The organism is Pseudomonas synxantha (assembly GCF_900105675.1).
In the GTDB taxonomy this organism is placed as follows: domain Bacteria; phylum Pseudomonadota; class Gammaproteobacteria; order Pseudomonadales; family Pseudomonadaceae; genus Aquipseudomonas; species Aquipseudomonas synxantha.
Genome location: NZ_LT629786.1, coordinates 5,786,307 through 5,799,282, shown reverse-complemented (window position 1 = coordinate 5,799,282; position 12,976 = coordinate 5,786,307). Strand labels below are relative to the sequence as shown.

Annotated in this window: 11 protein-coding genes and 1 pseudogene; 9 read left to right on the top strand and 3 right to left on the bottom strand. The window is 59.1% G+C overall.

From position 1 onward, the window contains the following. Positions 1 to 99: 99 nt before the first annotated feature. On the bottom strand, positions 100 to 1,086 hold the full coding sequence (tauA, locus tag BLU48_RS26880) for a taurine ABC transporter substrate-binding protein (protein ID WP_057022777.1): 987 nt from the start codon (positions 1,084 to 1,086) through the stop codon (positions 100 to 102). Between the two features lie 370 nt (positions 1,087 to 1,456). Between tauA and BLU48_RS26875 the strand changes: the two are divergent. The 8 genes and pseudogenes from BLU48_RS26875 (at position 1,457) to BLU48_RS26840 (ending at position 8,622) form a co-directional block, all read left to right on the top strand. Next, positions 1,457 to 2,798, top strand: a pseudogene (locus BLU48_RS26875) (OprD family porin). Between the two features lie 272 nt (positions 2,799 to 3,070). Then, positions 3,071 to 3,709 carry a peroxiredoxin gene (locus BLU48_RS26870; protein WP_003213910.1) on the top strand — a complete coding sequence of 213 codons (639 nt, stop codon included), beginning with the start codon at positions 3,071 to 3,073 and terminating at the stop codon, positions 3,707 to 3,709. 239 nt (positions 3,710 to 3,948) lie between these two features. Further along, entirely contained in the window at positions 3,949 to 4,542 is a 594-nt protein-coding gene (ssuE, locus tag BLU48_RS26865) for an NADPH-dependent FMN reductase (protein ID WP_057022778.1), read from the top strand. A 95-nt stretch (positions 4,543 to 4,637) separates the two neighbouring features. Further along, entirely contained in the window at positions 4,638 to 5,606 is a 969-nt protein-coding gene (locus BLU48_RS26860; RefSeq protein WP_057022779.1) for a sulfonate ABC transporter substrate-binding protein, read from the top strand. Between the two features lie 25 nt (positions 5,607 to 5,631). Continuing rightward, positions 5,632 to 6,780 (top strand): FMNH2-dependent alkanesulfonate monooxygenase, encoded by a 1,149-nt coding sequence (gene ssuD / locus BLU48_RS26855; protein WP_043046978.1) that lies wholly within the window; start codon positions 5,632 to 5,634, stop codon positions 6,778 to 6,780. A 9-nt stretch (positions 6,781 to 6,789) separates the two neighbouring features. After that, entirely contained in the window at positions 6,790 to 7,575 is a 786-nt protein-coding gene (gene ssuC, locus BLU48_RS26850) for an aliphatic sulfonate ABC transporter permease SsuC (protein ID WP_057022780.1), read from the top strand. Next, positions 7,572 to 8,378, top strand: coding sequence for an aliphatic sulfonates ABC transporter ATP-binding protein (gene ssuB / locus BLU48_RS26845; RefSeq protein WP_046069997.1), 807 nt, complete (start codon positions 7,572 to 7,574; stop codon positions 8,376 to 8,378). Before ssuC ends, ssuB begins: the two co-directional genes overlap by 4 nt. Before the next feature lie 28 nt (positions 8,379 to 8,406). Then, positions 8,407 to 8,622 carry a TOBE domain-containing protein gene (locus tag BLU48_RS26840; RefSeq protein WP_003176783.1) on the top strand — a complete coding sequence of 72 codons (216 nt, stop codon included), beginning with the start codon at positions 8,407 to 8,409 and terminating at the stop codon, positions 8,620 to 8,622. A 124-nt stretch (positions 8,623 to 8,746) separates the two neighbouring features. Here BLU48_RS26840 and BLU48_RS26835 read toward each other — a convergent pair whose 3' ends face one another. Together BLU48_RS26835 and BLU48_RS26830 are read right to left on the bottom strand one after the other, a co-directional pair. Further along, positions 8,747 to 9,376 (bottom strand): TetR/AcrR family transcriptional regulator, encoded by a 630-nt coding sequence (locus tag BLU48_RS26835; RefSeq protein WP_057022781.1) that lies wholly within the window; start codon positions 9,374 to 9,376, stop codon positions 8,747 to 8,749. A gap of 237 nt (positions 9,377 to 9,613) precedes the next feature. Then, the gene (locus BLU48_RS26830) at positions 9,614 to 10,990 is read right to left on the bottom strand and encodes a glutamine synthetase family protein (RefSeq protein ID WP_003213894.1); all 1,377 of its coding nucleotides are present in this window, start codon (positions 10,988 to 10,990) and stop codon (positions 9,614 to 9,616) included. 609 nt (positions 10,991 to 11,599) lie between these two features. On the opposite strand from BLU48_RS26830, the gene BLU48_RS26825 reads away from it, so the two are divergent. Next, positions 11,600 to 12,958 (top strand): glutamine synthetase family protein, encoded by a 1,359-nt coding sequence (locus BLU48_RS26825; protein WP_003195249.1) that lies wholly within the window; start codon positions 11,600 to 11,602, stop codon positions 12,956 to 12,958. Positions 12,959 to 12,976: the final 18 nt, after the last annotated feature.

The window sequence follows — 12,976 nt, the reverse complement described above, 5'->3', positions numbered from 1 at the left end:
GTGGGAGGGGGCTTGCTCCCGATAGCGGTGGGTCAGTTAACAGATAAGTCACTGACAGACCGCAATCGGGAGCAAGCCCCCTCCCACATTGGACCGCGTTTATTCTGTGATGAACTTGTCGGTCACATACGCCGAATAATCCGGTAACACCGTCTCCACCTTGCCTTGCTCCTTCAAGAACTTCGCTGTCTCCCCAATCGCCTTCGCCGTGCCGCCCTCGAGCAGCGCATCGGTTTGCTGCGCCTGTGCATCCGGGAACGTTGTGCCAGCCAGCAGCTCAGGAATGTCGATCGCATTGGCGCCGGTCAATCCAGCGATCTTCTGCACCGGCTCCGAATCCACCGTCCAGCTTTCTTTATGGGCGGCATAGTCGGCGAATGAATCGAGGGTGACCTTGGCAAACCTGGCCACTACCTCAGGATGTTTTTCGGCGAAATCCTTGCGCGCGACCCACACTTCAAACGTCGGTGCGCCCCATTGGCCCACCTGCGCCGCATCGGTCAGGGTCTTGCCGGTCTTGCGGATTTCGCCCAGGGCCGGTGACCACACGAATGCGCCGTCGATATCGCCGCGCTTCCAGGCGGCGGCGATCTCGGCCGGTTGCAGGTTCACCACTTTGACTTGTTTAGTGTCCAGCCCCCAGTGCTTCAGCGCGCCGAGCAGGCTGTAATGGGAGGTTGAGACGAATGGTGTGGCGATGGTTTTGCCGATCAGGTCTTCGGGTTTGTCGATGCCACTGCCATTACGCACTACCAAGGCTTCAGAAGTGTTGATCTGTGCCGATACGATAAACGCGACGATGGGTAGATTGCGCGAAGCGGCTGCGGCGAGGGGGCTGGAGCCGAGGTTGCCGATTTGTACATCACCCGAGGCAATGGCCGTGACCACCTCCGGCCCGCTGTTGAACCGGCGCCAGGCGATTTTCTCGCCAATGGTTTTTTCATAAAGGCCGTCGGCCTGGGGGACTTTGCTGGGGTCGATGCCGGTTTGATAACCGACGGTTAAATCGGCGGCACTGACACTAAAAGAAAGTATTAGCGATACAAAAACTGTAACAAATTGACGGGAGGATGTGCGTTTGGCCATGATGGCGTCGCCTTTTTGATCGTGAGTGACGTGTGCAACCGTACGGGCACACTAATCGATCTAAAAAAGCACTGGTAAATACCCTTTAGGAATTAGCTTATGGAGCGGAGAGTCTATCCTGACCCGTCTGCTGCATGGAAAGTCTTATTCCTGGATCGTATGAAAAAGAATGAAATAATTCTTTTTGGGTGTATGAAAAACTCATTACCCTGCAGGGACCAAATCAACTGCGATTAGACCAAGGTAGTAGACACACAAGGTTACGATTGACTTGGCAGTCACTATCTGGCGCTAATCGCGCATCTGTGGATCCAGGGCGTCAGACCCGGGACCAAAGAAATACAAAAATTAGAAATGAGAGGAGCGGTACATGAATAAGTCCACCTTGGCACTGGCTGTAGCCCTGGGCGCAGTTGCCCAGCAAGCAGGCGCTGCCGGCTTTATCGAAGACAGCAAGGCCACACTGGGCCTGCGTAACTTCTACATCAACACCGATAACCGTGAAGGCACCGCCAACCCGAGCAAGAACGAAGAATGGGGCCAAGGCTTCGATCTGCGCTTTATCTCCGGTTATACCCAAGGCACCGTTGGCTTCGGTCTTGACGCTATCGGCCTGCTGGGTGTTCGCCTGGATTCCGGCGGCGGTACCAACGGCGCAACTGCCAGCTCCTACGGCGGCACTATCTTCCCGAGCAAGTCCAATGGCGAAGCCGTTGATAACTACTCGAGCCTGGGTCTGACTGCCAAAGCCAAGATCTCCCAGACCGAACTGAAGCTGGGTACCTTGCAGCCTAAGCTGCCGGTCATCGTCACCAACGATGGTCGTATGCTGCCGCAGACCTTCCAGGGTGGCCAGATCACCTCCAGCGACATCAAGGACCTGACCCTGGTCGCCGGCCAGATCGAAAAAGCCAAGGGCCGTAACTCCAGCAACAATGAAAGCCTGTCCATCTCCGGCGCCAACAGCCGTGGTGCGAACTGGCGTTCGAGCAACAAGTTCTACTACGCCGGTGGTGACTACAAGATCACCAAGGACCTGACCGCCCAGTACTACTACGGCAACCTGGAAGATTTCTACAAGCAACACTTCCTGGGCCTGACCCACAACTGGGCTATCGGCCCTGGCGTGCTGAAGTCCGACCTGCGTTACTTCAACAGCTCCGACGACGGTAACAATGGCAACCAGTCTGCCTACTTCTCCACAGGTAACTACGGTGGCGTCAACAACGGTCGTGGCAAGGTGGATAACAACCTGTACAGCGGTCTGTTCCTGTACTCCGTTGCCGGTCACACCTTCGGTGGCGGTTACCAGGTCAGCAACGGCAGCAGCGACTTCCCTTGGTTGACAGGGTGACGGCTCGTCGGCCTACATCACTACCGACATGCAGATCCAGAAGTTCGCCCGTGCTGGCGAGCGCACCTGGCAAGCTCGCTACTCCTACGACTTTGCCAAGGTCGGCGTACCTGGCTTGACCGCCGGCGTCGTGTACCTCAAGGGCGACCATATCGACACCGTTGCCAGCAACCGTGCCGAGTTCACCGGCCAGTCCGAGTGGGAACGTGACATCACTGTTGCCTACGTCGTACCGGAAGGTCCGCTGAAAAACGTCGGCGTGGCGTGGAAAAACGCTATGTGGCGCAGCGATATCGCCAACGCACGTAACCAGGACGAAAACCGCCTGATCGTCAGCTACTCGATCCCGCTGTTGTAAGTCTGTAAAGCCTTGCCCGGCGCAATGCCGGGCAAGGTGTCTTGCTTGTTCAAGTCGGGCTCAACCCCCGCAAGCCCTTCCTGAACTCTCTTTTACAGCGTCTCAAGGCCTTCTCGAACCTTGAAAACAATGTTGATCCTCGCCTGTACCCAAGTCCAATGAACACATTTTTAATATTCCTTTATCGTCTAGATAAATCGATATTTATTCTTTTTAAATAATCCCAAATCCATGCACAGTGGGCTCCATAAGCACCCATCAGGAGCCACACCATGAGCCTAAGACTGGGCGACATCGCCCCCGACTTCGAACAGGATTCCAGCGCCGGCAAGATTCGTTTCCACGAATGGCTGGGAGACAGCTGGGGTGTGCTGTTTTCCCATCCGGCGGACTTCACCCCGGTGTGCACGACCGAGTTGGGCTTCACAGCCAAGCTCAAGGACGAATTCGCCAAACGTGGCGTCAAGGCCATCGCCCTGTCGGTAGACCCGGTGGACTCGCACCACAAGTGGATCGAAGACATCAACGAAACCCAGAACACCATCGTCAACTTCCCGATCCTGGCCGATGCTGATCGCAAGGTCTCGGACCTTTACGACCTGATCCATCCGAACGCCAGTGACACGCTCACCGTGCGCTCCTTGTTCGTGATCGACCCGAACAAGAAGATCCGCCTGACCATCACCTACCCGGCCAGCACCGGGCGCAACTTCCATGAAATCCTGCGGGTGATCGACTCACTGCAACTGACCGACAACCACAAGGTCGCCACGCCGGCCAACTGGCAGGATGGGGATGAGGTGGTGATCGTGCCGTCGCTCAAGGATGAGGAAGAGATCAAGAAACGCTTTCCGAAGGGCTACCGCGCCGTGAAGCCGTACCTGCGCCTCACTCCGCAACCCAACCGATGACATAGATCCCATGTGGGAGCAGGCCCCCTCCCACATTTAAAGCACACATGCAGGGGTTTTCAGGCCGTTTTAACGGCCTTTTTTTTCGCCTGGCGAATAATAAAACGCATATGTTTTTATGGAATAAACAAATGAATAAATAAGATTTATAGATATATAAATCTGCTGCTAAGGTCTGTTCCATCTTGGCGCCATCGCCACACCGCGAACCGCTGACACTTGCTTAAGGAATTCCCTACATGCTGGTCGTAACACTTGGAGGCAGTCCCAGCCAGCGTTCCCGCTCCGGGGTGCTGCTGGATAAAACCCGTCAATGGCTGCAGCGCCAGGGCGTGGAGGTGGTGAGTTACCAGATACGGGACTTCCCCGCAGAGGACTTGCTGCATGCGCGCTTCGACAGCCCCAAAGTCATCGACCTGCTGCAACAGGTGGCCAATGCCGACGGCCTGGTGATCGCGACGCCGGTGTACAAGGCGTCGTTTTCCGGCGCGCTGAAAACTGTATTGGACCTGCTGCCTGAGCGCGCCCTGGCGCATAAGGTGGTGTTGCCGATAGCCACCGGGGGCAGCATCGCCCACATGCTGGCGGTGGACTACGCCTTGAAGCCGGTGTTGTCGGCCCTCAAAGCCCAGGAGCTTCTCCACGGTATTTTTGCCGAGGACAGCCAGATCGCCTACGGCGAAGGCAGCGCCCAGGCGCAACTGGTGCCAGTGCTCGAGCAGCGTCTGCACGAGGCCCTGGAACAGCTCTACAGCGCAATGGCCCGGCGCCCGAAACCACTGGACCCAGATGTATTGAATGAACGTTTGTTGAGCGCTCGCTGGAGCATCTGAGCCTTACCCAATATCGAGAAACACTCACCTTACTCAGCCGCCAACGGCCAAGCAGGTGCAGCCAAAACCTTAATCGCAACTGTGGAGAGAGCGCCATGCGCACTGTCATCTTGCGTCGTGGTCTGGTCGCACTGTTTGCTGCGGCTGTGTCCTTCGGCGCCATTGTACAAGCCCAAGCCGCCGAGACCCTGCGGATCGGTTATCAGAAGTACGGCACCCTGGTGCTGCTCAAGGCCAAGGGCTCCCTGGAAAAACGCCTCGCCGCCCAAGGCGTGCAGGTGCAGTGGACCGAGTTCCCAGGTGGCCCGCAGTTGCTGGAAGGCCTGAACGTCGGCGCCATCGATTTCGGCGTCACCGGCGAAACCCCGCCGGTCTTTGCCCAGGCTGCCGGCGCTGATCTGCTCTATGTCGCCTACGAACCGCCAGCGCCCACCAGCGAAGCGATCCTGGTGCCCAAGGACTCGCCGATCAAATCGGTGGCCGAGTTGATGGGTAAAAAGGTTGTGCTTAACAAAGGCTCCAATGTGCACTACCTGCTGGTGCGTGCCCTGGCAGATGCCGGCCTCAACTACACCGACGTGAAGACGGTATTCCTGCCGCCCGCCGATGCCCGCGCCGCATTCGAGCGCGGCAGCGTAGATGCCTGGGTGATCTGGGACCCCTACCAGGCTGCCGCCGAGAATCAGCTGCAGGCCCGCACCCTGCGTGACGGCACTGGCATCGCCGACAACCATCAGTTCTACCTGGCCACCAGGCCCTATGCCGAGCAACACCCTGAAGTGATCAAGGCATTGGTGGAAGAAGTGCGCGCAGTGGGCGAGTGGTCCAAGGCCAACCCTGAGCAGGTCACCGAACAAGTCGCGCCACTGCTGGGCCTGCCGGCCGACATCACCCTGACCTCGGTGAAACGCCAGGGTTACGGCGCGCTGTTCCTGACGCCCGAAGTAGTCGCCGCACAGCAAAAAATCGCCGACACCTTCTACCAACTCAAATTGATCCCCAAGCCCTTGAGTATCAAGGACGTGATCTGGACGCCACCCGCCGCGGTTGCCAAAGCGCCGTAATTCGACTTCTTCAGGAGACAACTCCATGAGCCTCAATATTTTCTGGTTCCTGCCTACCCATGGCGACGGCCATTACCTTGGCACCGCCGAAGGCGCTCGCGCCGTCGACCACGGTTACCTGCAGCAAGTGGCCCAGGCCGCTGACCGCTTGGGTTTCGGTGGGGTGTTGATCCCCACCGGTCGCTCCTGCGAAGACTCGTGGCTGGTGGCGGCCTCGCTGATTCCAGTGACCCAGCGCTTGAAATTCCTCGTCGCGCTGCGCCCCGGGATCATTTCCCCGACGGTGGCTGCACGTCAGGCCGCGACTCTCGACCGTCTGTCCGGAGGCCGTGCGTTGTTCAACCTGGTCACCGGTGGTGACCCCGAAGAGCTGGCCGGCGACGGCTTGTTCCTCAGCCACGAAGAGCGCTACCAGGCCTCGGTGGAATTCACCCGCATCTGGCGCCGGGTGCTGGAGGGCGAAACCGTGGACTACGACGGCGAGCACATCAGCGTCAAAGGCGCCAAGTTGCTTTACCCGCCAATCCAGCAGCCACGCCCGCCGCTGTACTTTGGTGGTTCCTCCGAAGCCGCCCAGGACCTGGCAGCCGAACAGGTGGAAATGGTGCTGACCTGGGGCGAGCCTCCGGCTGCGGTCGCGGAAAAAATCGCCCAGGTTCGCGCCAAGGCCGAAAAACTCGGACGTACCCTGCGCTTCGGCATTCGCCTGCATGTGATTGTGCGCGAAACCAACGAAGAGGCCTGGAAAGCCGCCGACAAACTCATCTCCCATCTGGACGACGACACCATCGCCCGCGCCCAGGCATCCCTGGCGCGCTTCGACTCGGTCGGCCAGCAACGCATGGCGGCCTTGCATGGCGGTAGCCGTGACAACCTGGAAGTCAGCCCCAACCTGTGGGCCGGCGTCGGCCTGGTGCGGGGCGGTGCCGGGACTGCGCTGGTCGGCGATGGCCCAACGGTTGCGGCGCGGGTCAAGGAATACGCGGACCTGGGCATCGATACCTTTATCTTCTCCGGTTATCCGCACCTGGAAGAGTCTTATCGGGTCGCCGAGCTGTTGTTCCCGCATTTGGATATCGAACGTCCCGAGTTGCCGAAAAGCGCTGGCTACGTCAGCCCCTTCGGCGAGATGGTCGCCAACGATATTCTTCCCAAAGCTGCGTCACAGAGTTGAGGCGCCGCCATGGAATTTGAAAAATTCAGCCATCGCGTGGCGCCCTGGGTGCTGCCGATCTTGTTGTTGGCGGTGTGGCAGTTGTCAGTCTCGGCGGGTTGGCTGTCGACGCGCATCCTGCCAGCGCCGAGTGCGGTGATCGAAGCCGGAGTCAACCTGGTGGTCAGCGGCGAAATCTGGACACACCTGGCCATCAGTGGCTGGCGTGCCGGCCTGGGCTTTGTGATCGGCGGCAGCATCGGTTTGGCCCTGGGCTTTATCACCGGGTTGTCGAAGTGGGGCGAGCGCTTGCTGGACAGCTCTGTGCAGATGATTCGTAACGTGCCGCACCTGGCGCTGATCCCGCTGGTGATCCTGTGGTTCGGCATTGACGAGACCGCGAAGATTTTCCTGGTGGCCCTGGGCACGTTGTTCCCGATCTACCTGAACACCTATCACGGTATCCGCAACGTCGACCCGGCGCTGGTGGAAATGTCGCGCAGCTATGGCCTGTCGGGGTTCAGCCTGTTCTGGCAAGTCATCCTGCCGGGCGCGCTGCCGTCGATCCTGGTTGGCGTGCGGTTTGCCCTGGGCTTTATGTGGCTGACGCTGATCGTGGCGGAAACCATTTCGGCCAGCTCCGGTATCGGCTACCTGGCGATGAATGCCCGTGAGTTCCTGCAAACCGATGTGGTGGTGCTGGCCATCGTGATGTACGCGATCCTCGGCAAACTCGCCGACCTGGCGGCGCGTGGCCTGGAGCGGGTATGGCTGCGCTGGCACCCGGCGTATCAAGTCAAAGGAGGTGCGGCATGACAGCTCAACAACCCCCGCGCCTGCTCAAGGGCATCCCCCTGGCGGTGCGCAAATTACGCAAATCCTTCGGCACTCGCGAAGTGCTCAAGGACATCGACCTGCATATTCCGGCCGGTCAATTCGTGGCCGTGGTCGGTCGCAGCGGCTGCGGCAAGAGTACCTTGTTGCGCCTGCTGGCGGGGCTGGACAAGGCCAGTGGCGGCGAGCTGCTGGCCGGCTCCGCGCCGCTGCACGAGGCGATTGAAGACACACGATTGATGTTCCAGGAAGCGCGTTTGCTGCCGTGGAAAAAGATCATCGACAACGTCGGCCTTGGCCTTACGGGCAACTGGCGCCCCAGGGCGCTGGAGGCCCTCGAAGCGGTGGGCCTGGCCGAGCGCGCCAATGAATGGCCGGCTGCCTTGTCCGGTGGCCAGAAGCAGCGCGTGGCATTGGCCCGTGCGTTGATCCACCAGCCGCGCCTGCTGCTGCTTGACGAGCCGCTGGGGGCGCTGGACGCCCTGACCCGCATCGAGATGCAGCAACTGATCGAGAACCTCTGGCGCAAGCACGGTTTCACTGTGTTGCTGGTGACCCACGATGTCAGCGAAGCCGTGGCGATTGCCGACCGTGTGATTCTGATTGAAGACGGCGAAATCGGCCTCGACCTGAACGTCGACCTGCCGCGCCCACGGGCCCGTGGTTCACACCGCCTGGCCGCGTTGGAGGCCGAGGTGCTCAACCGCGTGCTGTCGCTGCCCGGCTCACCGCCGGAACCCGAACCTGTTTCACCGCTGCCGACGCAATTGCGTTGGGCGCAATAACCCACTTGTCCTAAGAAGGAAGAACACCATGACTATCAAAGCCATCAACGTGCGTAACCAGTTCAAAGGCACCATCAAGGAAATCGTGGTCGGTGACGTGCTGTCGGAAATCGACGTACAGACTGCGTCCGGCATCGTTACTTCGGTGATCACTACGCGTTCGGTCAAAGAGCTGGAGTTGGTGATTGGCAGTGAAGTGATTGCCTTTGTGAAATCCACTGAGGTGTCGATTGCCAAGTTGTGATTGCTTGAGACCGCTATCGGGGGCAAGCCCCCTCCCACACTGGACCGCGTTTATTCAGGAACAATAAGGTCAAAATGTGGGAGGGGGCTTGCCCCCGATAGGGCCGGCCCAGCCAACACAAGGCTCACCGCTTGGGTAGATATGCCGGCAAATAAAGCCCCACATAAGCATCAAACACCCGCATCCCTTCTTCCGCCATACGCGGCGTGATCAGCCCATGCTGATGCACCGAGCGCGCATACACGCGGTCGCTCAGCTCCAGCGCCAGGGCAAATACATCCACGTCCTTGGGCAAGCTCGGCACTTCGAAGTGGCGGTTGAACACCTCCAGCATCAAGTCCCCCAGCTCCAGGTCATGCTGACGATCGGCTTGGGTGACTTCGGTCAGCCCGTGCTGGGCCAGGATCAACTGGCGTGCAGCGGCGTCCTGGTCATAAACGGTGAGCATGCGTTGTTCAACGATGCAGGACAGGTCGCGCCAGTGCCTGAGTGACTCATGCTCGATAGGCGCCTGGATGGCGGCGCGGAAAGCGGCGTGTACGTCAGAAGTCAACGCCTCCAGCAACGCCGGCACACTGGAGAAGAAGTGATAAACCGACGACGGTGGAATCTGCGCCCGGTCGGCCACGCTGTAGATCGACAAACTCGCCACGCCTTCGGTGGCCAGCAAGGTGCGGGCGGCATCGAGGATCGCGTCGATCCGGGCCCGGCTGCGGGCGCGGGGTTTGCGAGGCGTGGCGGGGCGGGTGGGCATGGAAGTCTCCTACAAGGCAGCGGGCATTGTATGAGCAGGGAGGTGTGTTGTCTTCCAGGCCGCCATCGGGAGCAAGCCCCCTCCCACATTTAGATCTGTGAATACATTCAAAATGTGGGAGGGGCGGAGCGACGATTCGACTTGCTCCCGATGAGGCCAATTCGGTCTCCCGGAATAAGCCCATAAAAAAGCGCCACAGACCCTGAGCCTGTGGCGCTTCTTCAATGCCGCAACCACTTACACGGTATGCAGGTACCAGTTGTACTCAAGGTCGGAGATGGAGTGTTCAAACTCCTCCAGCTCACTTTCCTTACAGGCGACGAAGATATCGATGTACTTAGGATCGATGTACTTGGCCATTACCTCGCTGTCGTCCAACTCACGCAGGGCGTCGCGCAGGTTGTTCGGCAGGCTTTGCTCGTTCTGCTCGTAGCTGTTGCCTTCCACCGGTGCGCCTGGCTCGATCTTGTTGGTCAGGCCGTGGTGCACGCCCGCCAGCACCGAAGCCATCAGCAGGTAAGGGTTGGCGTCGGCGCCAGCCACACGGTGTTCGATACGTACGGCGTCGGACGAGCCGGTGGGTACGCGAATCGCCACGGTGCGGTTATCCAGGCCCCAGCACGGCGAATTGGGCACGTAGAACTGTGCGCCGAAACGACGGTAGGAGTTGACGTTGGGGCACAGGAACGCCATTTGGGCGGGTAGGGTCTCCAGCACACCGCCGATTGCGTGACGCAATGCGGCGTTCTGCTCGGGATCCTCGCTGGCAAAGATGTTCTTGCCGTCCTTGTCCAGAATGGAGATATGCACGTGTAGACCGTTGCCTGCCTGGCCTGGGTAAGGCTTGGCCATGAAGGTGGTGTCCATCTCATGGTCGTAGGCGATGTTCTTGATCAGGCGCTTGAGCAGTACCGCGTAGTCGCAAGCCTTGATCGGGTCGGCGACGTGGTGCAGGTTCACTTCGAACTGCGCCGGGGCGCTTTCCTTGACGATGGCGTCGGCCGGAATGCCTTGCTCCTTCGCACCTTCCAGGATGTCCTGGAGGCAGTCGACGTATTCGTCGAGGTCGTCGATCAGGTAGACCTGTGTCGAATGCGGGCGTTTGCCGGAAATAGGCGAGCGGGGCGGTTGTGGGCGGCCGTTCACGTTCTCCTGGTCGATCAGGTAGAACTCAAGCTCGAAGGCGGCGCAGATGGTCAGGCCGAGGTCGTCAAACTTGCTTACAACTTGGCGGAGCACTTCGCGCGGATCGGCGAAGAAAGGTTCACCTTCAAGTTCGTGCATGGTCATCAGCAGCTGCGCGGTAGGGCGCTTTTGCCAGGGTTCATTGCACAGGGTATCGGGGATTGGATAACAGATTCGGTCAGCATCGCCGATGTCCAGGCCCAGGCCGGTGCTTTCCACCGTCGAGCCGTTGATATCCAGGGCAAATAAAGAGGCAGGCAGGTTAATGCCCTTCTCGTAAACCTTGTGGAGGCTGGTGCGTTCGATGCGCTTACCGCGCACCACACCATTCATATCCGCAATTAGAAGGTCTACGTACAGAACCTCAGGATGATCCTTAAGGAACGCGTTCGCTTCGTTAAGCTGAACGGCACGCGGGGGTACCGACATGATGCAACACCTTTGTTGTTAAAAATATCAATCATTGATCTTTTCTGGTTTCAGTCAACCCGAACGGCATGCCGAAGTCAAGCGAGGGCTTTTTTGCCCTAAAAAAGCGCCTTGAGGGCTTTTTTGCGGGATTTTGGGGCGGTTTTCCGGGTTTGATGTGCTTGGGACTCGCAGGTTTGAGCGGGCCGTCTAGGATTTTTTACGGGGGTGTTGTGTAAAAAAATGAACAAGGCTAAGCTCGATTCAAACCCATAACAGCAATAATACCGGGGTGCTTCATGTTTCTCCTGCCGCCACTTGGCGTCTTGGCCTGCTCCAGTCGGGCTTTTTCACCCGTTCATGTGTCCTGCGTGAACCCCTGCGCCGCGATCAATATTCTTGACGCCCGGGCCGACCTCTTCTTTGCTTCTTCACTGCCCTCGAATTTGCCTCTCAATGGCTTGCGCCTGCGGGGTTGCTCATGATTCTGCACAAGTTTGGCGTGAGGAATGCAACGCTGCAGCAAATGGCAGGTAAGCTCCTACCCTGAATGTAAAAACGACGCGGATGCTGCGTCAACCAACGCCTGGCCTTTTAATGGATGCCAGGAAACCCAGCCCAGAGGCATTTATGAGTAACAACCTCGACCAGCTCACCGATTGGTTGAAAGACCACAAGATCACAGAAGTCGAATGCATGATTGGCGACCTCACCGGCATCACCCGGGGCAAGATCTCGCCGACCAACAAGTTCATCGCCGAAAAAGGCATGCGCCTGCCCGAGAGCGTTCTGTTGCAGACCGTGACCGGCGACTATGTCGAAGACGACATCTATTACGAATTGCTCGACCCGGCCGATATCGACATGATCTGCCGCCCCGATCAGAACGCGGTGTTCCTGGTGCCGTGGGCTATCGAGCCGACCGCCCAGGTGATCCACGACACCTACGACAAGCAAGGCAACCCGATCGAGCTGTCGCCGCGTAACGTACTCAAGAAAGTCCTCAAGCTCTACTCCGACCGTGGCTGGCAGCCCATCGTGGCGCCGGAGATGGAGTTCTACCTGACCAAGCGCTGCGAAGACCCGGACTTCCCGCTGCAGCCGCCGATTGGCCGTTCCGGCCGCCCGGAAACCGGTCGCCAGTCCTTCTCTATAGAAGCCGCCAACGAATTCGACCCATTGTTCGAAGACGTCTACGACTGGTGCGAACTGCAGGAGCTGGACCTCGACACCCTGATCCACGAGGACGGCACGGCGCAGATGGAAATCAACTTCCGTCATGGCGATGCCCTGTCCCTGGCCGACCAGATCCTGGTGTTCAAGCGCACCATGCGTGAAGCCGCGCTCAAGCACGATGTGGCCGCCACCTTCATGGCCAAGCCAATGACCGGCGAGCCCGGCAGCGCGATGCACCTGCACCAGAGCATCATCGACATCGCCACCGGCAAGAATGTCTTCTCCAATGAAGACGGGACCATGAGCCAGCTGTTCCTCAACCACATTGGCGGCCTGCAGAAATTCATCCCCGAATTGCTGCCGCTGTTTGCCCCCAACGTGAACTCGTTCCGCCGCTTCCTGCCCGATACCTCGGCGCCGGTAAACGTGGAGTGGGGCGAAGAAAACCGCACCGTCGGCCTGCGCGTACCGGATGCCGGCCCGCAGAACCGCCGCGTGGAGAACCGCCTGCCGGGCGCCGATGCCAACCCCTACCTGGCGATTGCCGCCAGCCTGTTGTGCGGCTACATCGGTATGGTCGAAGGCCACAACCCGAGCGCGCCAGTAGTCGGCCGTGGTTATGAGCGCCGCAATCTGCGCTTGCCGTTGACCATCGAAGACGCCCTGGAGCGTATGGAAAACAGCAAGACCATCGAGAAATACCTGGGGCAGAAATTCATCACAGGCTACGTCGCGGTCAAGCGGGCCGAGCATGAAAACTTCAAGCGCGTGATCAGTTCGTGGGAGCGGGAATTCCTGCTCTTCGCCGTCTGATGCGCCGGGCGCGTCGTA

What these genes read in the sequence shown, in the direction of transcription:
- tauA (WP_057022777.1), bottom strand. Translation starts at nt 1,086, where the DNA reads ATGGCCAAACGCACATCCTCCCGTCAATTTGTTACAGTTTTTGTATCG.
- BLU48_RS26870 (WP_003213910.1), top strand. Translation starts at nt 3,071, where the DNA reads ATGAGCCTAAGACTGGGCGACATCGCCCCCGACTTCGAACAGGATTCC.
- ssuE (WP_057022778.1), top strand. Translation starts at nt 3,949, where the DNA reads ATGCTGGTCGTAACACTTGGAGGCAGTCCCAGCCAGCGTTCCCGCTCC.
- BLU48_RS26860 (WP_057022779.1), top strand. Translation starts at nt 4,638, where the DNA reads ATGCGCACTGTCATCTTGCGTCGTGGTCTGGTCGCACTGTTTGCTGCG.
- ssuD (WP_043046978.1), top strand. Translation starts at nt 5,632, where the DNA reads ATGAGCCTCAATATTTTCTGGTTCCTGCCTACCCATGGCGACGGCCAT.
- ssuC (WP_057022780.1), top strand. Translation starts at nt 6,790, where the DNA reads ATGGAATTTGAAAAATTCAGCCATCGCGTGGCGCCCTGGGTGCTGCCG.
- ssuB (WP_046069997.1), top strand. Translation starts at nt 7,572, where the DNA reads ATGACAGCTCAACAACCCCCGCGCCTGCTCAAGGGCATCCCCCTGGCG.
- BLU48_RS26840 (WP_003176783.1), top strand. Translation starts at nt 8,407, where the DNA reads ATGACTATCAAAGCCATCAACGTGCGTAACCAGTTCAAAGGCACCATC.
- BLU48_RS26835 (WP_057022781.1), bottom strand. Translation starts at nt 9,376, where the DNA reads ATGCCCACCCGCCCCGCCACGCCTCGCAAACCCCGCGCCCGCAGCCGG.
- BLU48_RS26830 (WP_003213894.1), bottom strand. Translation starts at nt 10,990, where the DNA reads ATGTCGGTACCCCCGCGTGCCGTTCAGCTTAACGAAGCGAACGCGTTC.
- BLU48_RS26825 (WP_003195249.1), top strand. Translation starts at nt 11,600, where the DNA reads ATGAGTAACAACCTCGACCAGCTCACCGATTGGTTGAAAGACCACAAG.